The sequence below is a fragment of the Hyphobacterium sp. genome, assembly GCF_965217055.1.
GTDB lineage: Bacteria > Pseudomonadota > Alphaproteobacteria > Caulobacterales > Maricaulaceae > Hyphobacterium.
Genome location: NZ_OZ244227.1, coordinates 424,850 through 448,126, shown reverse-complemented (window position 1 = coordinate 448,126; position 23,277 = coordinate 424,850). Strand labels below are relative to the sequence as shown.

General features: G+C 61.5%; 23 protein-coding genes. 10 read left to right on the top strand and 13 right to left on the bottom strand.

The annotated features are described in order from the left end of the window. Positions 1-63: 63 nt before the first annotated feature. Positions 64-2,718: an alanine--tRNA ligase gene (gene alaS, locus ACOOFN_RS02220; protein ID WP_420433241.1), complete on the top strand. Its 2,655-nt coding sequence runs from the start codon at positions 64-66 to the stop codon at positions 2,716-2,718. 49 nt (positions 2,719-2,767) lie between these two features. Next, complete coding sequence (locus ACOOFN_RS02215) at positions 2,768-4,507, top strand: cation:proton antiporter (RefSeq protein WP_420433239.1); 1,740 nt, start codon at positions 2,768-2,770, stop codon at positions 4,505-4,507. A gap of 78 nt (positions 4,508-4,585) precedes the next feature. Here ACOOFN_RS02215 and ACOOFN_RS02210 read toward each other — a convergent pair whose 3' ends face one another. Next, complete coding sequence (locus ACOOFN_RS02210; RefSeq protein ID WP_420433237.1) at positions 4,586-5,803, bottom strand: NADP-dependent isocitrate dehydrogenase; 1,218 nt, start codon at positions 5,801-5,803, stop codon at positions 4,586-4,588. A gap of 105 nt (positions 5,804-5,908) precedes the next feature. On the opposite strand from ACOOFN_RS02210, the gene ACOOFN_RS02205 reads away from it, so the two are divergent. The 6 genes from ACOOFN_RS02205 to ACOOFN_RS02180 all read left to right on the top strand — a co-directional run bounded on the left by ACOOFN_RS02205 (position 5,909) and on the right by ACOOFN_RS02180 (position 10,527). Further along, positions 5,909-6,646: an RNA methyltransferase gene (locus ACOOFN_RS02205; RefSeq protein WP_420433235.1), complete on the top strand. Its 738-nt coding sequence runs from the start codon at positions 5,909-5,911 to the stop codon at positions 6,644-6,646. Then, positions 6,639-6,893: a TfoX/Sxy family DNA transformation protein gene (locus tag ACOOFN_RS02200; protein ID WP_420433233.1), complete on the top strand. Its 255-nt coding sequence runs from the start codon at positions 6,639-6,641 to the stop codon at positions 6,891-6,893. Before ACOOFN_RS02205 ends, ACOOFN_RS02200 begins: the two co-directional genes overlap by 8 nt. Then, positions 6,890-7,888, top strand: a complete 999-nt coding sequence (locus tag ACOOFN_RS02195) for a helix-turn-helix transcriptional regulator (protein ID WP_420433231.1) — start codon at positions 6,890-6,892, stop codon at positions 7,886-7,888. Before ACOOFN_RS02200 ends, ACOOFN_RS02195 begins: the two co-directional genes overlap by 4 nt. Positions 7,889-7,989: 101 nt before the next feature. Then, positions 7,990-9,078 (top strand): serine hydrolase domain-containing protein, encoded by a 1,089-nt coding sequence (locus tag ACOOFN_RS02190; protein ID WP_420433229.1) that lies wholly within the window; start codon positions 7,990-7,992, stop codon positions 9,076-9,078. A gap of 153 nt (positions 9,079-9,231) precedes the next feature. Next, positions 9,232-9,849, top strand: a complete 618-nt coding sequence (gene rpsD / locus ACOOFN_RS02185) for a 30S ribosomal protein S4 (RefSeq protein ID WP_420433227.1) — start codon at positions 9,232-9,234, stop codon at positions 9,847-9,849. 294 nt (positions 9,850-10,143) lie between these two features. Beyond that, complete coding sequence (locus ACOOFN_RS02180) at positions 10,144-10,527, top strand: hypothetical protein (protein WP_420433225.1); 384 nt, start codon at positions 10,144-10,146, stop codon at positions 10,525-10,527. Here the strand turns inward: ACOOFN_RS02180 and grxD are convergent, their stop codons facing one another. Genes grxD through ACOOFN_RS02165 form a run of 3 tightly spaced genes read right to left on the bottom strand, consistent with a single transcriptional unit; the run spans position 10,528 to position 11,972 of the window. Beyond that, positions 10,528-10,863: a Grx4 family monothiol glutaredoxin gene (gene grxD / locus ACOOFN_RS02175; protein WP_420433223.1), complete on the bottom strand. Its 336-nt coding sequence runs from the start codon at positions 10,861-10,863 to the stop codon at positions 10,528-10,530. A gap of 30 nt (positions 10,864-10,893) precedes the next feature. After that, entirely contained in the window at positions 10,894-11,745 is an 852-nt protein-coding gene (locus ACOOFN_RS02170) for an aldo/keto reductase (protein WP_420433221.1), read from the bottom strand. Beyond that, entirely contained in the window at positions 11,742-11,972 is a 231-nt protein-coding gene (locus tag ACOOFN_RS02165) for a BolA family protein (protein ID WP_420433219.1), read from the bottom strand. Before ACOOFN_RS02165 ends, ACOOFN_RS02170 begins: the two co-directional genes overlap by 4 nt. A 79-nt stretch (positions 11,973-12,051) precedes the next feature. Here ACOOFN_RS02165 and ACOOFN_RS02160 point away from each other — a divergent pair, with 79 nt between their 5' ends. Beyond that, positions 12,052-13,074 (top strand): M20/M25/M40 family metallo-hydrolase, encoded by a 1,023-nt coding sequence (locus tag ACOOFN_RS02160; protein WP_420433217.1) that lies wholly within the window; start codon positions 12,052-12,054, stop codon positions 13,072-13,074. A gap of 8 nt (positions 13,075-13,082) precedes the next feature. On the opposite strand, the gene ACOOFN_RS02155 is transcribed toward ACOOFN_RS02160, so the two are convergent. From ACOOFN_RS02155 to purC, 6 genes are read right to left on the bottom strand one after another with little or no spacing between them, the layout of a single operon-like run. Next, positions 13,083-13,574, bottom strand: a complete 492-nt coding sequence (locus tag ACOOFN_RS02155) for a hypothetical protein (protein WP_420433215.1) — start codon at positions 13,572-13,574, stop codon at positions 13,083-13,085. A 6-nt stretch (positions 13,575-13,580) separates the two neighbouring features. Then, positions 13,581-15,791 (bottom strand): phosphoribosylformylglycinamidine synthase subunit PurL, encoded by a 2,211-nt coding sequence (gene purL, locus ACOOFN_RS02150; protein WP_420433213.1) that lies wholly within the window; start codon positions 15,789-15,791, stop codon positions 13,581-13,583. A 2-nt stretch (positions 15,792-15,793) separates the two neighbouring features. Next, a complete protein-coding gene (gene purQ, locus ACOOFN_RS02145) occupies positions 15,794-16,456 on the bottom strand; it encodes a phosphoribosylformylglycinamidine synthase subunit PurQ (RefSeq protein ID WP_420433211.1) in 663 nt (220 codons plus the stop codon). Beyond that, positions 16,453-17,061, bottom strand: coding sequence for a 2-hydroxychromene-2-carboxylate isomerase (locus ACOOFN_RS02140; protein WP_420433209.1), 609 nt, complete (start codon positions 17,059-17,061; stop codon positions 16,453-16,455). Before ACOOFN_RS02140 ends, purQ begins: the two co-directional genes overlap by 4 nt. Continuing rightward, a complete protein-coding gene (gene purS, locus ACOOFN_RS02135) occupies positions 17,058-17,297 on the bottom strand; it encodes a phosphoribosylformylglycinamidine synthase subunit PurS (protein WP_420433207.1) in 240 nt (79 codons plus the stop codon). The genes ACOOFN_RS02140 and purS overlap by 4 nt, the downstream gene beginning before the upstream one ends. Beyond that, on the bottom strand, positions 17,294-18,055 hold the full coding sequence (gene purC, locus ACOOFN_RS02130) for a phosphoribosylaminoimidazolesuccinocarboxamide synthase (RefSeq protein ID WP_420433205.1): 762 nt from the start codon (positions 18,053-18,055) through the stop codon (positions 17,294-17,296). The genes purS and purC overlap by 4 nt, the downstream gene beginning before the upstream one ends. A gap of 201 nt (positions 18,056-18,256) precedes the next feature. On the opposite strand from purC, the gene ACOOFN_RS02125 reads away from it, so the two are divergent. Then, positions 18,257-18,580, top strand: a complete 324-nt coding sequence (locus ACOOFN_RS02125; protein ID WP_420433203.1) for a DUF1476 domain-containing protein — start codon at positions 18,257-18,259, stop codon at positions 18,578-18,580. A 284-nt stretch (positions 18,581-18,864) separates the two neighbouring features. Here the strand turns inward: ACOOFN_RS02125 and ACOOFN_RS02120 are convergent, their stop codons facing one another. Genes ACOOFN_RS02120 through ACOOFN_RS02110 form a run of 3 tightly spaced genes read right to left on the bottom strand, consistent with a single transcriptional unit; the run spans position 18,865 to position 23,277 of the window. Further along, complete coding sequence (locus tag ACOOFN_RS02120) at positions 18,865-19,068, bottom strand: YgaP family membrane protein (protein WP_420433201.1); 204 nt, start codon at positions 19,066-19,068, stop codon at positions 18,865-18,867. Between the two features lies 1 nt (position 19,069). After that, entirely contained in the window at positions 19,070-22,324 is a 3,255-nt protein-coding gene (locus ACOOFN_RS02115; protein WP_420433199.1) for an efflux RND transporter permease subunit, read from the bottom strand. Next, positions 22,321-23,277, bottom strand: coding sequence for an efflux RND transporter periplasmic adaptor subunit (locus ACOOFN_RS02110; protein ID WP_420433197.1), 957 nt, complete (start codon positions 23,275-23,277; stop codon positions 22,321-22,323). The genes ACOOFN_RS02115 and ACOOFN_RS02110 overlap by 4 nt, the downstream gene beginning before the upstream one ends.

Here is a 23,277-nt window from a genome sequence, read left to right as displayed (position 1 = left end):
GTGCTTGGCGAGACCGGGCACCCGTTTCTATATGGGGGCAGAATAAATGACCGGACGATCATCATGACCAGCCTGCGCGACATCCGCAAAAATTTCCTCGGATTCTTCGAAGACCGCGATCACGCTGTGCTGCCTTCGAGTTCATTGGTACCGAAGGACGATCCGACCCTGCTGTTTACAAATGCGGGCATGGTCCAGTTCAAGAATGTTTTCACCGGCCAAGAACGACGCGACCCGCCTCGGGCCGCCACATCGCAGAAATGCGTCCGCGCCGGCGGCAAGCACAACGACCTGGACAATGTCGGCTATACGGCACGCCACCACACCTTCTTTGAAATGCTGGGCAATTTCTCGTTCGGGGATTACTTCAAGGAAGCCGCTATTGACTATGCATGGTCACTGGTCACGCGTGAGTTTGGCCTGGCCAGCGATCGTTTGCTCGTGACCATATTCGCAGAGGACGACGAAGCTCACGATTTGTGGAAGAAGATCGCCGGCCTGCCGGATGATCGCATCATTCGCATCGCCACTTCGGACAATTTCTGGATGATGGGCGATACCGGTCCGTGCGGTCCGTGCTCGGAAATTTTCTACGATCATGGCGCCGATATCCCCGGCGGTCCGCCGGGCACGCCGGAAGAGGATGGTGACCGCTTCATCGAGATCTGGAACCTCGTTTTCATGCAGTTCGAGCAGCAGGCTGGCGGCAAGCGGACCGAACTGCCCAAACCGTCGATCGATACCGGCATGGGTCTCGAACGGATCGCTGCTGTGCTGCAGGGTGTTCACAACAATTACGAGATCGACCTGTTCCAGGCATTGATCTCCAATTCCGAGGACGTCCTGTCCTCGAAGGCTGAAGGCGACGCGCTCGCCAGCCACCGTGTGATCGCCGACCATCTGCGCTCGAGCGCCTTTCTGATGGCCGACGGCGTCACCCCGTCCAATGAGGGCCGTGGCTATGTCCTGCGGCGCATCATGCGCCGCGCCATGCGTCACGCCCACCTGCTCGGCGCGGGCGAGCCGGTGATGCATCGCCTCGTCGGTGAACTCGTCAACCAGATGGGCGATGCCTTTCCTGAACTGGCGCGCGCGCAATCGGCGATCGAATCTACATTGGCAGCCGAGGAGGAACGCTTCCAGCGCACGCTTGGCCGCGGTCTGGCTCTACTCGATGAAGCGTCCATCGACATGAAGGAAGGCGATGCGCTGCCAGGCGAAACCGCGTTCAAGCTTTATGATACGTACGGCTTTCCGCTCGATCTCACCCAGGATGCGCTGCGCGCGCGTGGCATGCTGGTCGACGAGGACGGTTTTAACGCCGCAATGGACAGGCAGCGCGAGAAAGCCCGCGCGGCCGGTTTCCAGTCCGGCGAAGCGGCCCCGGACACGGTCTGGTTCGCAGTTCGCGACAAGGCCGGTGACAGCGCTTTCCTCGGCTATACGGCGTCATCGGGCAAAGGCACGCTCCAGGCCATCGTGTCTGGCGGCGATGTCGCCGACAATCTGGACGAGGGCCAAAGTGCCGAGCTCGTTTTCGACCGGACGCCCTTTTATGGCGAATCCGGCGGCCAGATAGGCGATTCGGGCGTGATCGAATTTGCCAATGGCGCGCGTTTTGTCGTGCACGATACGCAAAAACGCGCCGGCGAGGTGTTCGCGCACGCCGGGGTGCTCGAAAACGGCTCGATCACGGCCGGTGAAACCGCACAGCTCTCTGTCGACGCTGTGCGCCGCAACCGAACGCGTTCCAACCACTCGGCCACACACCTGATGCACCGGGCACTGCGCGACGTTCTGGGCGACCATGTGTCCCAGAAAGGCTCCTATGTCGGGCCTGACCGTCTGCGTTTCGATTTTTCTCATAATGGAGCGGTGACACCTGACGAGATCGCCCGCATCGAGGCGGACGTGAATGCGGTAATTCGTCAGAATGTGGCTGTAACGACCGAGGAGATGGCACCCGAGGCGGCGATCGAGGCCGGTGCGCTCGCCTTGTTCGGTGAAAAATACGGCGACAAGGTTCGCGTGCTGAAAATGGGCGACGATCTCGCGTTGACGGGAAAACCCTATTCGGTCGAATTGTGCGGCGGTACGCATGTCACCCGCACCGGCGACATCGCCCTGTTCAAGATTGTCGGCGAAAGCGCCGTCTCGGCGGGCGTCCGCCGGATCGAGGCGCTGACAGGCGAGGCCGCGCGCCAGTATCTCGAAACCCAGGCCGGACTGGCCAAGGCATCAGCCGATACGCTGAAAGTGCCAGCCGCCGACGTGCCCGTCCGGATCAAGTCATTGCTTGACGAGCGTAAACAGCTCGAGCGCCAGCTCGCGGAAGCCAAGAAACAGCTTGCCATGGGCGGCGGTGGCGGCGCCGCGCCGGCAGGACCGGAAAAGATCGGGGATATCAGCTTCATCGGCCGGGTCGCCGAGGGCGTCGGCGGCAAGGACCTGCGCGGTCTTATCGACGAAGCCAAGCAGCAAATGGGGTCCGGCATTGCGGTCTTCATTGGCGTCAATGACGGCAAGGCCGCACTTGCCGTGGGCGTCACGGATGATTTGAAGGATCGCTACAACGCGGTGGATCTGGTGCGAGCAGGTGCCGGAGAAGTCGGTGGCAAGGGCGGCGGCGGCCGGCCCGATTTTGCCCAGGCGGGCGGCCCCGACGGCAACAATGCGCAGCAGGCAATCGATGCAATAAAGGCGTCATTGGCCGCCTGACGCACGCGGAATCATGTAGTCTGGCGCCGGAAACGGAGGGCTCGACTGCATGGAATACGAACCGGCGCTGAAAGACCTTGTGGTGTTTCTCATGGCTGCGGGAATAGCGGCGCCGCTTTTCCGCGCGTTGCGCCAGAGTGCCGTGCTCGCCTTTCTGCTGGCCGGCGTCCTGCTCGGCCCATTCGGGCTGGGCCGTTACACCGACGTCCAGCCGCTCCTTCATTTTGTGACGATCAGCGACCCCCATGCTGCCGAGCCCTTTGCCGAAGCGGGCGTATTATTCCTGCTGTTCCTGCTCGGCCTCGAACTGTCTTTCGGCCGGCTCTGGGCCCTGCGTAAGGAGGTGTTCGGCCTCGGGGCCGTTCAGGTGCTGGCATCGGCTGTGATAATCGGCGCCGTTATCACCGGCTTCGGGGTCGATACCAGCGCTGCAGTGATCATCGCGCTGGCCCTGGCGTTGTCCTCGACGGCCATCGTCATGCAGATCCTGATCGAGGAGCGCCAGGCCGCGACGACGACAGGACGTACCGCCTTTTCGGTCCTCTTGTTCCAGGATTTGATGGTCGCTCCCATCCTGATTCTCGTCGGCTTTCTATCGCTCGGCGGCGGCGGACTTCTCCCCGCCATGGGACAAGCCGTGATTGGCGGTGTTGTTGCAGTCGCCTTCATCGCGCTTGTGGGCCGCTTCGTATTGAGACCCGCCTTCCAGCTGGCAGCCGGCGAAGGCGGGCGCGAGATGATGTTGGCGCTCACCCTGCTGGCGGTGATCGGAGCCTCGGTGGCAACCGCATCGGCCGGATTGTCGCTCGCACTCGGCGCCTTTCTCGCGGGACTGCTGATGGGCGAGACCGAGTTCAAGACCCAGATCGAGGTGGATCTCGAACCGTTCAAGGGCTTGTTGATCGGCCTGTTCTTCATGACCGTTGGCATGAGCATCGACCCGGTGGCAGTGCTGCAACAATGGCCGCTGATCCTCGGCGCCGCCGCGTCCTTGATCACGGGCAAGGCCGCGATCGCGTTTCTGGGCGCGCGCATGTTCGGGCGCAAGCGCGCCAGCGCCTTGCGGGTTGCGACCTTGCTGGGACCCGCCGGTGAATTCGCTTTCGTGGTCTTGGGAGCCGCAACGGTATCCGGTGTCGTCGACAGTCAGACCGCCGGCGTGGTCACGGCGATCGCCGGCGTCACCATGCTGGTTGCGCCGCTGGTTGCGCGCTCGGGAGCGGCGGTCGCGAAGCGGGTCGAAACCTTTGATGAAAGCGTCAAGCAGGTACCCGAGGACACGCCGGAGGACGGGCATGTCATCATCGCGGGCTATGGCCGGGTCGGGCGAATGCTCGGCGAATTGCTGTCCGAAGAAAACGCCACGATCCTGGCAATCGACTCCGACCCCAAGCGTGTCGCCAAATTTCGCAAGCAGGGCATCCAGATTTTCTTCGGCGACGCTGGCCGCCCGGAAGTTCTGTCGAAGGCCGGCCTGGAAAGAGCAGCGCAGATTGTCGTCACCGTCGACAATCCTGCAAAAGCCGAACGTGTCGTCAAAGCGGTCCGGTCGAGCCGAAGCAATGTCCCGATCACGGCACGGGCAATCGACCGCGAACATGCCGACACGCTGATCGCCGCCGGCGCCGACTTCGTCATCCACGAAGCCGCCGAGGCCGCCCTTCAGCTGGCTGTGCGGGCCCTGCAGGATTTCGGCATTTCAGGGGATGCCGCACGGGCACGCATCACCCGCGCCCGCGAGGAGATCTATGGCGACCCCGAAAAGGAAGAAACCGCCGCGGACGGCTGATTCTGGTGATCGGATTCAGCGCCTTGACGAGGCGACCGGCAATGGAAGCGAGAAACCCGGATACCGGGATGGTATTGCCTAGCCCTTCATCGCTTCGGCAAAGCGCTCGCTGACCTTTTCAAGGAAGCCCTCGGTCGACAGCCAGCCCTGCTGGTCGCCGACGAGCAGCGCCAGGTCCTTGGTCATGTACCCGGCCTCGACGGTCTTGATCACCGTGTCCTCGAGCTTGGCGGCGAACGCCATCAATTCCTTGTTGCCATCCTGGCGGCCACGATGCTCCAGGCCGCGTGTCCAGGCGAAGATCGATGCGATCGAGTTGGTCGAGGTCTTCTCGCCCTTCTGGTGCTGGCGGTAGTGACGTGTCACCGTGCCATGCGCGGCCTCGGCCTCGACGGTCTTGCCGTCCGGGCTCATCAGAACGGACGTCATCAGGCCGAGCGAGCCGAAGCCCTGGGCTACGGTATCAGACTGCACATCGCCATCATAGTTCTTGCAGGCCCAGACAAAGCCGCCGGACCATTTCATCGCCGCTGCGACCATGTCGTCGATCAGGCGGTGTTCGTAGGAAATGCCCTTGGCTTCGAAGGCCGATTTGAATTCCTCGTCGAAGACTTCCTGGAACAGGTCCTTGAAGCGGCCGTCATAGGCTTTCAGGATCGTGTTCTTGGTCGACAAATAGACCGGCCATCCGCGCTGCAGACCGTAATTCAGGCTGGCGCGGGCAAAGTCGCGGATCGACTCGTCGAGATTGTACATGCCCATGGCAACACCCGAGCTCGGGAATTCGAATATCTCGAACTCCTGCGCCTCGCCGCCATCGGCCGGCTCGAACTTCATCGTCAGCTTGCCCGGACCCGGCACCTTGAAATCGGTCGCACGATACTGGTCGCCAAAAGCGTGCCGGCCGACAACCATCGGCTTGGTCCAGCCCGGCACCAGGCGTGGCACATTGGAAATAACGATCGGCTCGCGGAACACGACACCGCCAAGGATGTTGCGGATCGTGCCGTTCGGCGAACGCCACATTTTCTTCAGACCGAATTCCTCGACCCGCGCCTCGTCCGGCGTGATCGTCGCGCATTTGACGCCGACGCCGTAATGCTTGATCGCCTCGGCCGCCTCGACCGTGATCTTGTCGTCGGTCTCGTCGCGCTTCTCGATCGACAAATCATAATATTTGAGATCAATGTCGAGATAGGGATAAATCAGATGGTCCTTGATCATCTGCCAGATGATGCGGGTCATCTCGTCGCCATCGAGCTCGACAACCGGGGTATCGACTTTGATCTTTGCCATGTCGCTCATTATCCAATGCTGCTGAATGTCTGTGGAAACCGGACGCGTCCGGGAGAGTTGCGGGCTAGTTATCACCGTCGAGCGAATATCGGAAGAGGCTGACTGATGCAGAGCCCCGCCTTCATCCTCCACCAGCCCCAGATGGGCGAAAATATTGGTGCCGCCGCGCGCGTCATGGGAAATTTCGGCTTGCGCGATCTGCGCCTGATCGATCCGCGCGATGGCTGGCCCAACCAGAAGGCGGAAAGCGTGGCCGTCGGCTCACCGGTTCTTGACGCCGTCAAGGTCGAGTTCGAGCCGGTCGCCGCAATGGCGGGACTGACGCGCATCTATGCAACAACCGCGCGGCCGCGCGGCATGGAGAAGCGTGTGCTGACCCCGCGCCAGGCGATGGCGGAGATCCGCGCAGCGCACGCTACCGGCGAGCGGGCAGGCGTGTTGTTCGGTGCGGAAAAGTCCGGTCTGCCGAATGAATTGGTTGCCGATGCCGATGCCATTATCACTCTGCCGGTCGATCGTGAGTTCTGGTCGCTCAACCTCGCCCAGACGGTGGCCTGCTGCGCCTATGAATGGCGCGCCGGCGAAGACGTTGCCGACGATTTCGATGCGATCAGCGATCCCGCCGGCAAGGAAGATATGGACCGGCTCTTTGTGCATTTCGAACGCGAGCTGGAGCGCGCCGGCTTCTTTCACCCCCCGGAAAAGACGCCGCTGATGGTGAACAATCTGCGCTCGGCGTTGGTCCGTGCCCGCTTCACCGAGCAGGAAGCCCGAACATTCCGCGGCGCCATCAAGGCACTGGCGCTCGGCCGCGGCAAGGCGCGTGTGATGCGGGATGAGTGAGGGCATTGAAGGCGTCCGTAATCTCGGCCCGAAAACAGCGGCGGCGCTTGCCGATGTCGGCATCCGGACACGCGCCGATCTCGAAGCCGCGGGCGCCGTGGAGGCCTATCTACGTCTCAGGGCGCGCGGCGGGAATGTATCCCTGAATGCGCTCTACGCCATGCAGGCCGGCTTGATGGAAACGGACTGGCGGCATCTGCCGGACGAAATGAAAACCGCGCTGCGCGAGGCCGTGGCGCGCGCATGACGCCCGGCAGCTTGCTCTCCGCGCTTCACATCGCCGCCGCGACCAATGGCCTGCTGGTGGCCGCCATCCTCATTTTCAGCGGAAAGCGAAGTTCGGCGCGGGCGCGCTGGACACTGGGCGGGTTTCTGGCAGCGGGCTCAACCCTCCTCGCAATCTTCGTTCTGCTCGATACCGGGATATTGGTCTTTGACCGCGCCATCGGCGTTGTCATGGAAGCACTCGCGGCAATTCTCCCGGCGCTCTATCTCGACTACGTCCTGACGGCCACTGGCCACAGGGGCCGCCGCGCCTGGCTCTATCTGCCGGTGCCGGTCTTCACAGTCATCGCCGCCATCCATGTCGATTTCCTAAGCTCGGGGACGGATTTTGCCGGGGCGATCCTGCTCCTCGCACTCGCCGTCGCCGTCTCTGCCATTGTTTATGCCCGCCGCCGCACGAGCCTGCCGCGCGACCGCCTCGCCTGGCTGATTGCCTTCATGATCGTCTTCCAGCTGGCCCAGATGGCGCGTCTAGCCTGGCCGCAAAGCGAAGTTCTCTTCGACCTCGTCCCGCTGATAGGCACGCTGGGCGTCACGATTTTCGTGGTCTTCACGCTGATTGGCTCACGCACATTGACCACGCTGGTAACGCCGCCCGTTGACGGCCGCATCGATCCCGACATTGAAGCGGCCCTGGCAGGCGTGTCGGGCGACCGGGTGCGCCTCGCGCAGCTCGACCTGTCGCTGGAAACGCTGGCAGCCCAAATCGGCGTTTCAGGGCGCAAATTGTCAGCCTATCTGGCCGCGACCCGCGGCTATGGGTTCCGCGACTGGTTGAAGGCGGAGCGGATCGCGCTCGCCGCCGGCTTGCTCGCCGATCCGGCGGAACGGCGCACCTCGATCGAGGCGATCGGCCTGATGTCGGGCTTTGCTTCGCGCTCGGCCTTCTATGTGGCTTTTCGCGACTTGCACGGTGTCACGCCGGCGCAATTCCGCCAGCGTCAACTCACGGAATAATGTCCTGATTCCGGAAACCGGACAGGGTTTCGCTGGCATGCAGGCGGACTGCCCGCCTAGGACCGGAGCCGGACAGGGATCACCCGATCAGGAGATCCGACATGAAATTGACGCCAATCACTATCGCCGCCGCGCTGGCAGGCGTAGCGCTCTCGCCCTCCGACGCGCAGGTGCCAGACGCTGACGCCCTGCTGGAAGAGATCCGCGAGACCGACCGCATCCCGGGCGTCATGGCCGCCGTGGTTCGCGATGGCGAGCTCTTGTGGAGCGACGCCGCCGGCTTCGCCGATCTGGAATCCCGCACCGCGCTAACCACGCGCACGCGGATGCGGATCGGCAGCGTGTCAAAGCCGCTCACCGCGGCCATGGTCCTGCGCCTCGTCCAAACCGATCAGCTTGATATCGACGCGGATATCCGGACGCTCGTGCCGGAACTCGTTGCGCCGGTGGCAGCAGAGATCACGGCGCGCCATCTTGCCGGTCATGTGTCCGGTATCCGCCAGTACGATTTCACCAGTATGGAAGATGCGAATAATTTCCTTTTCTATCCGACGCTGGAAAGCGCTGTCGCGCGCGTTGCTGGCGACCCGCTGGAAAGCCAGCCCGGCGAAGCCTTTCACTATTCCAGTATTGCCTACAATGTCCTCGGCCTGGCGGCGGAGCGGGCTGCAGGCCAGGCTTACGGCACGGCCATCGCAGAATTGGTGACGCGCCCGCTCGGGCTCGACGACACGATGATCGACCATCCGCTGGAGATCATCGATCGCCGCACGCGTTTCTACACGCTGTTCCCTGATGGAGTCGTCCGCAACACCATCTGGCGCGATTCCAGCGATTACTATCCGTCGGGGGGCATGCTCTCGACGGCCGAGGATCTGGCCCACTTCGCTTTTGCCGTGTTCGCAGGCGGTTTTCTGACCGCCCCGATGCAGGACGTGCTGCGCACGGAAATCCGGACGAATTCGGGGGAGGGCACAGGATATTCCTTTGGTTGGCAGGTCGTGCGCGACGAAAACGGTGACATCGCCCATTATGAACACGGCGGCGAGACCAACGGCGCATACGCCTATATTCGCTTCGATCCGGCTACGGATACGGCTTACGCATTGATTGGCAATGCCAATCATGCGGTGGGAGAACCGGTCTTCTTCGAGTATGCCCGTCAACGCTTGCCGGCACTGTTTGACTAGCACCACCTCGCCGTTGACATCCCGCCGGTAATCCGTAAAAGCCGCGCTTCGCCTGTTTTTGCAGGCGTCATGACGGGTGGTGCGGTACCGCCGTTGAAATCGCAGTCTTCAGACAGGTGAAGGCTGCCGGGCCGCGTCGTAAAAGAGAAGAGCATGTCGAAGCGTCATTCGCAGAAGTACAAGATCGACCGCCGCATGGGTGAAAACCTCTGGGGCCGTCCCAAATCCCCGGTCAATTCGCGTTCCTACGGTCCCGGCCAGCATGGCCAGCGACGCAAGGGCAAATTGTCCGATTTCGGCCTCCAGCTGCGCGCCAAGCAGAAGCTGAAGGGCTATTACGGCAACATCACCGAAAAGCAGTTCCGCCGCATTTACACCGAGGCCCAGCGCCTTCGCGGCAACACCGCTGAGCAATTGATCGGCCTCCTTGAAAGCCGGCTGGATGCGCTCGTCTATCGCGCCAAATTCGTGCCGACCGTATTCGCCGCGCGCCAGTTCGTGAACCACGGCCACGTCAAGGTGAACGGCCAGCGCGTTAACATCCCGTCCTACCGGGTCAAGCCGGGCGACACCATCGAGGTCCGCGAGAAGTCGCGCTCCATGGCACTGGTGCTGGAAGCGCTGGAAAGCCCGGAACGGGACATTCCCGAATACATCGAGGTCGACGGCAAAGGCATGAAAGCCACCTATGTGCGGATCCCTGAATTCGCCGAAGTGCCTTATGCGGCGCAAATGGAACCGAACCTCGTCGTCGAGTATTACTCCTCGTAATCATTGACGAAAAGCAGTTCAAAGGCCGCTTTGGTGTTGCACCAGGGCGGCCTTTATTTATTCTTGGGCCAGTAGACGCGGCATCGTCGCGAAGGCTGATTCAAGTTTTCGGTCCAATCCATTGGAATAGAATCGGAATTGCTACCGGCTTCAGAGATTGAATCCGGTTTCGCCTGTAACGCGAATCATGGCGCCGGAAATTCAACTGGGCCGGGATTTTTGACTGGTCCGAGCTTTGCAAGCCGCACAAAACAAGCTTATCAGATTGATTCAGGAAATTGCCGGAGTCCCCAGATGTCGTCACGCCTTTTCGCGATCGCCGCTTTGCCTCTGGCCTTGGCTGCCTGTTCAACGGTCCGAAGCCTGCCACTCGTCCCCGACGGCAATAATGCCGTAGTCGAGGTCAGCAATGACCGGATTGCACTGCACAGCTGGCGAATTGTCGGCAACGACATCCTCGTCGTGCGCGTACCGTCGAATGGCTGCACGCAGAAAACCGACCTGTCGGTTAATGTGCGCCGCCGCGGCGGCGAATACCGCGTGACAATCGGGCGGGTACGCGAGGATTATTGTCGCGCCATCGATCCCGACGGCGTTGAAATCCCGTTTGGTTTTGAAGAACTCGGTGCACGCCCGGGCGCGACGGTGGTCGTGACCAATCCGATCGTTGCCGACTGATCAGGCGTCGGCCTTCAGCACGCCCTTGTCCTGCAGGAAGGGCCGCAGCTCGCCTTCCTCGAACATTTCCTTGACGATGTCGCAGCCGCCGACGAACTCGCCCTTCACGTAAAGCTGGGGAATGGTCGGCCAGTCGGAATATTCCTTGATGCCCTGGCGAATTTCCATGTCTTCGAGCACGTTCACTGACGCGTATTCGACGCCGAGATGGTTGAGCACACCGGCCACCACGGACGAAAACCCGCATTGCGGGAAGACCGGGGTTCCTTTCATGAAGACCAGGACGTCATTGTCCTCGACCATCGACTTGATCTCGTCATTCACATTGCGGGTCATTGCGGGCGCTCCTTGCCGTGTGGTGTGGAGCTAGGCACCGCGAGGCGCGCCGTCAAGACTGGTGATGAGTAGCTGGTTCGCCTGCAGATGTGCACGAGAGGTCGTGGACGTCACGATCGTGTCCATTCCGAAATCAATGATGGCCCGCCGGGCCGCATCTTCGCGCGATTCAGGCGACGGCGCGGCAGCCGAACCGACGGGCCTGCCAAACGTGTTCCGTGCCGCATACCAGAGGGCTGCGCCGGGATGCCGCAGGGATCTGTTGCGTGTTGCGTTCCGCGCGGTCGCGAAGACTTCGATGCCGAAAGTGCGGAATCGGCCGCGCGCCCGGCGTATGCGATCGGCTTGTGTCGTGGATATATTGCCGCCGGCTGGCATCATCAGCGCGTCGATCACGGGCAAATCGAACGCGGCCTCTACTTCGTCATCGCGCCCCGACAGGCCGAAATGGGCGACCTTGTCGCCTTTCAATCGGTCGAGGCATTCCAGCAAATCGGATTCCAGCCAGATCGATGCCGGTGCGCCCTGGATGAAGAGATAATCAATATAGTCGGTTTCAAGCCGCCGCAGGCTGTTTTCGACCGAGGCCTCAATCGCTGATGGCGAGAATTCCAGCAAGTCGAACCGTTTCTCGCCGACCTTCGTAGTCAACGTAATCCGGCTGCGGTCATGCCCCTTGATCCCGGCGGCCAGCCGCCGTTCACCGACCCCCTGTGGCAAGCGGGGATCACGATAGAAAGGCGCCGTATCAAAAACCGTTATGCCCAGGTCCAGGGCTTCACGCACCAGCCGCACGACGTGGCCGTGGTCGACCAGCAGACTGGTAAGGGGTCCGGACACACCGAAGCCCAGGCGCGACATCGACGCGGATCCGGATGTCACGGCGCTTGCGTCTTTAGCTTGAGCGCGTGCAATTCGCCGCCCATGCGGCCGCCGAGCGCATTGTAGACCAGCTGGTGCTGTTTCACGCGGGGCAGGCCGCGGAAAGCTTCGGCGGTGACGATCGCCTCATAGTGATCGCCGTCGCCGGCAAGGTCGATAATTTCGACCTCGGCCCCTTCAATCCCGTCTTTGATCAGGCGGGCAATGTCTTCGGCAATCATTGGCATGACAGAATCGTATGTGGCGGCTTTCCCGTGCTTTGTATAGACCACGTTTCACAATTGCGCCCGGTTTGAGGAGTCCTTCATGCATCGCTTGTTTGTTGCCGGCCTGCTGGCTGCCGCTCTCCATGGCTCACCGGCCATGGCGCAAGGCGTTCTCGCCGATGGCGAAGGCGCGCTCGCCCATTTGCGTGCGCTGTCTGATGACGACATGGATGGCCGCCGGACGGGCACCGAAGGCGCTGCCGCAGCGCGGGCCTACATTTCCGAGCAATTCTTCCTCGCGGGCTTGCTAGCCTTCGGCGAGAACTGGGAACACGACTTTTCCTACGCGCCACGCCGGTCGGATGACACGCTGACCGGAATCAATCTTGTCGGCTACCACGCAGGCATCGATGGCAGTGACACCACGCCGGTCCTGGTGATCACGGCCCATTACGATCACCTTGGCAATTGCGGCGGTCAGATCTGCAATGGTGCGGACGACAACGCTTCGGGCGTTGCCGCCCTGCTCGCCATCGCCGAGGCGCTGCGCGACAATCCGCCGGATCACACCATCATTTTCGCGGCGCTCGACGCCGAGGAGAACGGGCTTAACGGCGCCCGTGCGCTGGTGGCCGACTTGCCGGTCAACCCGGAACGTGTGGTGCTCAACATCAATCTCGACATGCTGGCGATCAATGCAGACAACGAATTGCCGGCGGCGGGCGCTTTCCACTTCCCTTTCCTGCGCGAGCATATCGACGCGATTGCTGTCGCCGAACCGACCCAGCTCATCCAGGGCTATGACAGCCCGGAATGGGGACCCAATGGCGACTGGACTTATTCATCCGACCACGCCGCATTCCATGATGCCGGCATTCCGTGGATCTATTACGGCGTCGACTTCCACGAGCACTACCACCAGCCGACCGACGAGTTTGAGGTCGTGCAGCAGGATTTTTTCCTGTCGAACACCCAGACGGTTCTCAACGCGGTCGTCTATTTCGACGAGAACCTCGAGACCATTGCCGAGGAATTGGCGGCCCATCGCGGCGCCGAGCCCGCGCAGGACGCGGCCTATACGGCAGAAGACGGGCGTTTCATCAAGCCAGGCATGGAAAATTGAGCGCCCAATTAACTTTTCAGGTTGGCGAAGCCTGCCCGCGCGATAGCCAAATACGAATTAAATAATTCTTCGTTTTCCTCGTCGCTGACGATGTTCCTTAGCGCGAAAAGATAGCGTTTTCCATTTTGCAGAATTGGCCACCGCAATTCAGCTGCATTCACACGTTCACGATCGTCAAGATGCGTCACGTACATGTCTCTGATTGCGAATATGTTTTGGCAGTAAGTATCAAACTCTGCTCTTAATCTCGCCTCCTCAAGGTAAGCAGGGAATCGGTCTGCAAACGGCTGAACAACCCAAATGCGATGCCTTTCGCCTTTTCTATTGAGAAAAAGAAGACTCCATTTCACTACGAACATTTCCATCAGCGAGTTCTGCAATACTCGCCTGGCCTCTTCGGCATTGTCATCCGCCGAGCGGCATTCACCCAAAATACTGTGAAAAGCGATAATGCGAAGAAGGTCATGAATTACTTCAAGTACCTTCTCGCTCTTAGTCATTGCGGCTTACTCCGCCTCGCCCATCAAGGTCGGCATGAAGCTTTCATTGACGGCCTTGAGATCGTCAATCGACACATCAATGACACCGTTGATCGTCAACCCGTCGCCGCCGGCCACGCCAATCACGTGGATCGGCACCCCGGCGTCCCTGGCGGCCTTGCGCACGGCTTTTGCCTGGCTTTCGTCCACCGCCAGCAGATAGCGCGCCTGGTCTTCGCCGAAGAGCCAGCCATGCAGTGGCAGATCCGTGTCATGCACCAGATTGAGCCCGGTGCCCGATGCCATCGCCATTTCCGACGCGGCCGCGGCAAGCCCGCCATCCGACAAGTCATGGCAGGCCTTGATCGCGCCGGCACGGATCTGGCCGCGCACGAAATCGCCATTGCGCTTCTCGACCGCGAGATCGACCGGTGGCGGGGCACCGTCCTCGCGGCCTTCGATTTCGCGGAGATAGAGCGAGGCACCGAGATGACCTTCGGTATCGCCAACCACCATCAGCATGTCACCGGCTCTGACATTGCCGTAACCCATGCGCTTTGACAGGTCGGGAATGAGGCCGACACCGCCGACGGCAGGCGTGGGCGGTATCGCCTTGCCATTGGTCTCGTTGTAGAGCGAGACATTGCCCGACACGACCGGGAAATCGAGCACCCGGCAGGCTTCCGACATGCCTTCCACGCATTCAGCGAACTGGCCCATGATCCGTTCTTTTTCCGGATTGCCGAAATTCATGCAATCGGTGATGGCGATCGGTTCGGCGCCGACGGCGGTCAGATTGCGCCAGGCTTCGGCGACCGCCTGCCTGCCACCCTCGACGGGCAGATTCTCGCAATAGCGCGGCGTGCAATCCGTGGTGATCGCAATGCCCTTGTTGGTGCCGTGCACGCGCACGATCGCCGCATCGGCCGGATCTTCTGAAGACGCAGCCGTGTCGGCCATGACATGGCGGTCATACTGGCGCCAGATCCAGCGCTTGGAGGAAAGGTCGGGCGACACCATCAGGGTCAGGATCGCCTCGGCATAATCCTTGGGCTGGGCCAGTTCATCGGCCATCACCGAGGGTTCAGCCTCATGGCGCGTCCATGGCCGCTCATACATCGGCGCGTCTTCGGCCAGCGGATCAAGCGGAATGTTACAGACGGTCTCGCCCTTGTGGGTCAGAACCATGCGGCCGGTATCCGTCGTTTCACCGATGGTCGCGACGTCGAGCTCCCACTTGTTGAAGATATCGAAGGCGATCTGTTCCTTGCCCGGCTTCAGGATGAACAACATCCGCTCCTGGCTTTCGGAGAGCATCATCTCGTAGGCGGTCATGTCCGTTTCGCGCTGCGGCACCTTGTCGAGATCCATCAACAGGCCGACCTGACCCTTGCCCGCCATCTCGACAGAGGACGAGGTCAGCCCGGCGGCGCCCATGTCCTGCACCGCGGCAATCGCATCGGTCGCCATCAGTTCGAGACACGCCTCGATCAGCTTTTTCTCGACGAATGGGTCGCCGACCTGGACGGTCGGCCGCTTTTCCTCGCTCTCATCGTCGAACTCGGCCGATGCCATGGTGGCGCCGTGAATGCCGTCGCGGCCCGTCTTCGAGCCGACATAGACGATGGGTTGGCCCGGCTCGGCGCCGCGCGCATAGAAGATCTTGTCGGCATCGGCGAGGCCGACCGCCATGGCATTGACCAGGATGTTGCCATTGTAGCCGGCATGGAAATTCGTTTCGCCGCCGACGGTCGGCACGCCGACACAATTACCATAACCGCCGATACCGGCCACTACGCCGGAGACCAGCTGGCGCGTCTTGGGATGGTCGGGCGCGCCGAAGCGCAGCGCATTCATCAGCGCCACCGGTCGTGCGCCCATGGTGAACACATCCCGCAAAATGCCACCCACGCCGGTCGCTGCGCCCTGATAGGGCTCGATGAAGGACGGGTGGTTGTGGCTTTCCATCTTGAAGATGCAGGCCTGCCCGTCGCCAATATCGACGACGCCGGCATTTTCACCGGGGCCCTGGATCACCTTGTCGCCCGAGACCGGGAAATTCTTCAGATGCACGCGGCTAGACTTGTAGGAGCAGTGCTCGGACCACATCACCGAGAAGATGCCCAGCTCGACCAGGTTTGGCGCGCGGCCGAGAATTTCGACGGCCTTTTCGTATTCGTCTTCTGGCAGGTGGGTGGCCGCAATTTCCGGGGTGATGCCTTCAGCGTATTTGCTCATTTCTACGCACTCCCCAGAAGGCTCTCGAACAGGGCGAGCCCGTCCGTGCCGCCATGATCGGCATCAATGGCGCGTTCCGGGTGGGGCATCATGCCCATCACATTGCCGCGCTCGTTCGAAATGCCGGCAATATCGCGCGCCGACCCGTTCGGATTGTTGCCATAGCGGAACAGCACGCGGCCATCGCCTTCCAACGCGTCCAGTGTCGCCTCGTCGGCAAAGTAATTGCCGTCATGGTGCGCCACGGGAATGACGATTTCGCGGTTGGTCGCGTAGCCGCTGGTGAATTGCGTGTTCGCATTCTCGACCCGCAGCGGCGCCTTCTCGCAGACGAAATGCAGACTCGCATTACGCATCAGAGCCCCCGGCAGGAGGCCGGTCTCGATCAGGATCTGGAAGCCGTTGCACACGCCCAGAAGCGGCTTGCCCGCTGCGGCATGCGTCTTGATGGCGGGAATGATGCGCGAAACGCCGGCCATCGCCCCGCAGCGCAGATAATCGCCATAGGAAAAACCGCCCGGAAGCATGACGAAGTCGGTATCTTCGGGCAGCTCGCTGTCCTGGTGCCAGACTATGGCCGGTGCGGTGCCGGTGACTTTCTCGATCGCCATCGCGGCATCGCGATCGCAATTCGAACCGGGGAAAACGATTACAGCGGATTTCATGGTTCGGCGTGCTCCACGGCCCAGTCCAGTGCGTCGGCCAAGCGGTCGCCGCCCCAGAAAATTTCCGTTCCAACTCTAAATGTCGGCGCTCCGAATATCCCGGCAGACATGGCTTCGTCCACCTGCGCCCGCAGAGCGTCCTTGGTTTCGCGGCGCCGGCTTTCCGCAATGACGCGATCAGCATCGGTCACACCATCCAGCGCCTGGCGCAACGTGGCCTCCTTCGAAATATCGAAATTGTCGCCGAATTCCAGGCGGTAGAGGCGCTTCGTGAAACTTTCGATCCAGCCTTCGCGTGCGCCGATCAGTCCAATTCGCGCCGCCGCGACGCTGAATTGCGGCCAGTCATACGCCTCGCCGAGCTTGAATGGCAGGCCGGCTTTACCGCAAATCCGCTCGAGGTCGCGGATCATGTATCGGCCCTTTGCGGGAAAAAGGTTGAAAGGCGATGTGTTCCAGCCCTGGCTGGCGAAGATCGGTCCGAGGAGAAAGGGTTTCCAGACAAGTTCGACACCCGCAGCGCGGCAGGCATCGCCCACAGCGTAAGCCGCCGGATAGGAATAACTCGACGCATACTCGAACCAGAATTCGAGCTTCGAGGTCACCCCATTTCGATCGAGAAGTTCTCGATCACCGGATTGGCGAGCAGCTTCTTGCACATTTCCTCGACGCGCGTCTTCGCAGCGCCGGCATCGTCACCGGACAGATCCAGCTCGATGAGCTTGCCCTGACGCGCGTTCTCGACCTCATTGAAGCCCAGATTCTTGAGGGCACCTGCGACCGCGGCGCCCTGCGGGTCGAGGACGCCGGGTTTCAGATAGACGTGGATACGGGCTTTCATTGCTTGTCCTCATCGTTCGCGACGACCTGGCCGGATTCGCGGATCACGCCGAGACGCCGCGCCACTTCCGTATAGGCTTCGGTAACATTGCCGAGATCGCGCCGGAACCGGTCCTTGTCCATTTTCTCCTGCGTCTCGATATCCCAAAGGCGGCAACTGTCCGGGCTGATTTCGTCGGCCAGCACAAGACGCATCATGTCGCCTTCATACAGGCGGCCGAACTCCAGCTTGAAATCGACCAGCTGAATGCCGACCGCGGCGAACATTCCGGTCAGGAAGTCGTTGATGCGCACGGTCAACGCGATCATGTCGTCGAGATCCTGCGGGCTCGCCCAGTTGAACGCGGTAATGTGATCCTCGGTCACCAGCGGATCGCCGAGATCATCGTTCTTGTAGCAGAACTCGATCAGCGACCGGGGCAGGGCGGTGCCTTCTTCGAGGCCGAGCCTCTGGCACAGCGATCCGGCGGCGACATTGCGGCAGATCACTTCCAGCGGAATGATCTCGACCTGGCGCACCAATTGCTCGCGCATGTTCAGTCGGCGGATGAAGTGCGTCGGGATGCCGGCCCGCATCAGCCCGATCATGATGAATTCGCTGATCCGGTTGTTGAGGACACCCTTGCCCTCAAGCGTTGCCTTCTTCTGATTGTTGAAGGCGGTCGCATCGTCCTTGAAATACTGCACGATCGTACCCGGCTCGGGACCCTCATACAGGATCTTCGCCTTGCCTTCGTAGATCATCTTGCGGCGCGCCATCGCCTTGCTCCGTTCGGAAACCAGAGGTCCAAAAAATCAAGCGGCCCCGAATCGCTCGCTGGGGCCGCCCATAGAGCGCGGCAACTTACTCGCTGTCGCGGCTTGCTGCAATGCAGTGATGTGCGTCCTCAAGTGATTGATTTACGCGCGGTCCCAAGCTAACGGAGAGGCTCGAGCTTACTTTCGGCGAGGGAGAATTGCATGGGCGGAATGGACGATCGCGAAAAAGGGTTTGAAGGCCGGTTCGCACACGATCAGGAACTCGATTTCAAGGCGACCGTCCGGCGCAACAAGCTCCTTGGGCTTTGGGCCGCCGAACTGCTCGACAAGACCGGAGACGACGCCGACGCGTATGCGAAAGAGGTCGTGAAGTCTGACTTCGAAGAGGCCGGCCACGAGGACGTCTACCGCAAGGTGAAGGGCGATCTCGATGCCGCAGGCGTCGAGATTTCCGAACACGTGGTTCGCACCAAGATGGACCAGCTGCTCGCCGAGGCCCGCCAGCAGATCATGGCGGAAGGCTGATCAGTCGAATATCGCGCAATTAGCTGCGGTTCCTGAAAAAGCAAGCGCGGCAAGGCCGATCGCGCTGCATGATAAAAGCGCGTGTTGACGTCGTTTCATGACAGGCTCTCCTTGAATGGCATCACTTGCCATAAACAATTCGGCACCCGCCTGCTTGTTCCGCGAAAATGCAGTAACTGCTTGAATCAATACATGGAATTTCGTGCGTTCTCACGCGTTCACGTGCGCATCCGGGCGTGCATCCCTACTGGGCCGCCGCCCGGCTTCACTTGTGTTTTGTCCGCCTAGTTGAAAGCGCCTTCCGGTTTCAACCCCAGCGCCTTGAAGATCTTCGCTGCTGGGCAAAAGCCGGTGAAGCTGGATTGGACGAGGTTCGCGCCAACGAAGACGGCGAGCGCGATCCAGTAGGGATGGACCAGCCAGGCCAGCAGGATGGATACCAGAACCATCGTTCCGGCGAGCAGTGTGACAGCGCGTCCAATAGTCATGTCAGTCTCCTTGAGTTGCCGAGGCCGCGGGGGCGGTCTTCGGCGAGTAGGGCGCATCGGCATCCTTGAAGATCACGTAGATCGCAGGGATGACGAGCACGGTGAGGAGGGTGGAGGAGGCCAGGCCGAACAGCAGCGAGATTGCCAGTCCCTGGAAGATCGGGTCGGTCAGGATAACCGATGCGCCGATCATCGCCGCGAGGGCAGTCAGCAGGATCGGCTTGAAGCGGATCGCGCCGGCTCGCAACAGCGTGTCGCGCAGCGATTCGTCCGCCTCCGCGCCATGGCGGATGAAATCCACCAGCAGTATCGAATTGCGGACGATGATCCCGGCTAGCGCGATGAAGCCGATCATGGAGGTCGCGGTGAATGCCGCACCGAACATCCAGTGACCGAAAATGATGCCGATGAAGGTCAACGGGATCGGCGTCAGGATGATCAGCGGCACGCGGAACGAGCCAAACTGGCCAACGACCAGAACGTAAATCCCCAGAAGGGCGACCATAAAGGCCGCGCCCATGTCGCGGAAGGTCACATAGGTGATCTCCCATTCACCGTCCCACAAAAGCGTCACGTCGCGATCGCTCTCCGGCTGTCCGTAGAGCCTGATGACCGGTTGCGGTATGTCCGCCGACCAGTCACGCGTATTGAGCGCATCGGCGACTGCCATCATGCCGTAAATCGGCGCTTCGAACTCGCCAGCTAGTTCACCCATTATCATTTCCGCATGGCGCCCATTGCGCCGGAAAATCGGATACGAGCCGATTTCCTCGCTCACCGTGACGACATCGCCGAGTTCGACGATCTCGCGCGATCCGGGCAGCGTGTTGGCGGGCACCGGTGTCGAAGCCAACCGTTCGTTCCAGCTCAGTCCGCTATCGGGCAGCTGGACCGCGATCTCGACCGGGTTGCGGCCTTCGCCGCGGTGTGAATAGCCCACGGGCAAGCCGTCAAACAGGGCGCTGATCGTGTCATAGACATCGCTCTGCTGAACCTGGAAGAACTCCAGGCTTTCCTGATCGATGGCGATCCGCAAGCGCGGCCGTGGCTCACCGAAACTGTCATCGACATCAACGATGTAGGGAATTGTTTCAAAGGCGGCACGCACTTCGCGAGCGACGGCCCGGCGCGTGTCTGCATCGGGACCGTAGATCTCGGCGAGCAGCGTTGCCAGCACCGGCGGTCCGGGCGGAATTTCCGCGACCCGGATGACCGTGCCGTCCGGCATATCAAGCCCCGCGAGCAATTCGCGCGCTTCCAGTGCAATCTCGTGTGATGAGCGATCACGATGGTGCTTGGCTTCCAGATTGACCTGCAGATCACCCAGCTCGGGACGTTCGCGCAGGTAATAGTGCCGCACTAGCCCGTTGAAATTGAATGGCGCCGAAGTGCCGGCATAAAGCTGGATCGAGGTCGCTTCAGGCAGCGCTGCCAGCCGGTCAGCAGCATCCATGAGCACGCGCTCTGTCCGCTCCAGTGTCGCGCCTTCGGGCAGATCGACGACGACCTGGAATTCCGACTTGTTGTCGAACGGCAGCAGCTTGACGGTAACGGTCTGCGTGAAGAACAGCATCATCGAGCCGGCTGTAAGCACGCCGACAACGATCAGCAGTGTCCAGGCGCGCTTGCGGTCGCGGATGACCGGCGTGGCCAGTCGCCGATACCAGCGTCCGAGAATGCCTTCGCTCTCATGACCGCCGTGCCCGCCACCATGCTTGCGGCGTCCGGCGATCACCTTCATCAGCCACGGCGTCAGGATCACGGCCACAAAGAAGGAAAAGATCATGGCCGCCGAGGCATTGATCGGGATCGGCGCCATGTAGGGGCCCATCAGGCCGGACACGAACAGCATCGGCAGCAGAGCCGCGACCACGGTCAGCGTGGCGACGATCGTCGGATTGCCGACTTCGGCGACAGCCTCGATCGCCGACTGGACCCGCGTCTTGCCCGTGTCCATGGCCCAGTGCCGCGCTATGTTCTCGATCACCACGATCGCGTCGTCGACCAGAATGCCGATTGAGAAGATCAGCGCGAATAAGGAGACCCGGTTGATGGTGAATCCCATCAGATTGGACGCGAACAGCGTCAGAAGGATCGTGGTCGGGATCACCACCAGCACGACCAGCCCTTCGCGCCAGCCGATCACGAACGTGACCAGCAGCACGATCGAGATCGTCGCCAGGCCGAGATGGAACAGGAGTTCATTCGCTTTCTCGTCGGCGGTTTCGCCGTAATTTCGGGTGATGGCGACAGCAATACCTTCGGGAATCAGATCGCCTTCCAGCAGTTCGAGGCGTTCCAGAATGTGTTCGGAGACCACGACGGCATTCGCGCCTTCGCGTTTGGCCACCGCCAGCGTAACAGCCGGCGTGCGCGTCCATCCGTCATGATGGTCGTCGCGCGTCAGATTCCAGGCGCGCGCATCGGCGGGTTCAGCACCAATGACGACATCTGCAACATCGCGGACATAGACTGGCCGCCCGTCGCGTGTCGTGAGCAGCAGCAGTCCGATATCCGGCCCGCCCTGCAGGGTCTGGCCGGCAGTAACTGTGCGCGTCTGGTCAAGCGAGGTGACGCTGCCGGCGGGGAAGGAGCGGTTGGCTTCGGCGAGGCGACCGGCGAGTTGCTGCAACGTCACGCCATACTGTGACAGGCGTTCGGGGTCGGGCTCGATCCGGATCTGGTCGGCGCGCCCGCCGACGATGTACGTCATGCCGACATCCTCGACATTCATCAGTGCGGAGCGCAATTCCTCGGCGATATTGTAGAGCGCGTTGTCGGTCCAGCGTTCACCGGCATCAGGCCCCGGCGACAGGGTGATCGAGACAATTGCCACATCGCTGATCCCGCGACCCGCGATCAACGGCTCCGGCACACCGATCGGTATCTGGTTGTAATTGGCACGGATCTCCTCGTGAACACGGAGGATGGCATCGTCGAAATCGGTGCCGACCTCGAAGCGGGCCGTTACCATGACCTGATCGTCTTCGGTCTGCGAATAGACGTGTTCGACCGCCTGGATCGACCCGATAATTGCTTCCAGCGGCTCGGTAATCAGTTCGACGGCATCGGGCGCGCGCAGCCCGTCGGCGCGGACCATGACATCGACCATGGGAACCGAGATCTGCGGCTCTTCCTCGCGCGGAATGGTGAACAGCGCGATCAGACCGACGGCGAGCGATGCCAGCAGGATCAGCGGCGACAGCGGTGAAGAGATGAAAGCCCGCGTCAGGTTACCCGATATGCCGAGCTTCATGGCCGCACCAGAACGTCACCGGCGGCGAGACCCGCCAGTATCTCGATCATGTCGCCGTCCGCCTCTCCGATCTGGACCACGACGTCTTGGGTCCCGTTTTCGCCTTCACGGACGCGGACATAGTCGACGCCATACCGGGTTTCGAGAAAGGCGATCGGTATCCGGTAGGCGAGTCGTTGCTCAACACCGACCAGGACACGAACGCGTTCGCCGACGAAATAGTCGCCGAGGCCATCCACAACGGCATCGGCGATCACCCGGCCATCCTCGATCCGGGGATAAACCTGACGGATGAAGCCAGTCGGAGCCACATTGCCGGTCAGTGCCGACCCATCCACGCGGATCGCGTCGCCTTCGGAGATCGAACGTGCATGCCGTTCGGGCAACATAAGGCGCAGAACAAAGAGGTCGGACGCGACCGCAGCGATGCTTTCGCCGGGCAGTACCACCGATCCGGCCGTCACCGGCACCTCCAGGATGCGGCCCGCCGTGGGCGCCAGCACGTCGCCTTCGCGGGATTGCTGGACGAGTACGGCCCGTTCCTGCCGTGCCGAAGCGATCTGGTTTTCGAGGACATCCACCGCCGTCTGCGCTTCGTCCAGACGGGCCTGGGCAAAGATGCCCCGGTCGAACAGGTTCTGGGCCCGCGCAAGGTCTGACTGCGCCTGCTCCAGCTGGGCGTTCAGCGCAGCCGTCGTGGAGTTCGCCGCCCCGATTTGTGGTGCCAGTCGATCGTCGACCACGACCGCGATGATGTCGCCGGCGGCGACCAGATCACCCTCGTCGACACGCAGTTCGCCGATCACGCCGCCGATCCGCGCCCGAGCGCTCACCACATCGACGCTTTCAACCGTCGCAAAGACGGCCTTTTCGTCGATCACGGTCTCGGCTTCGACTGTGAAGGTCGCTGTCGCGGATACCTGGAGGAGGGCGGAGGCGAGGGCGGTCAACAT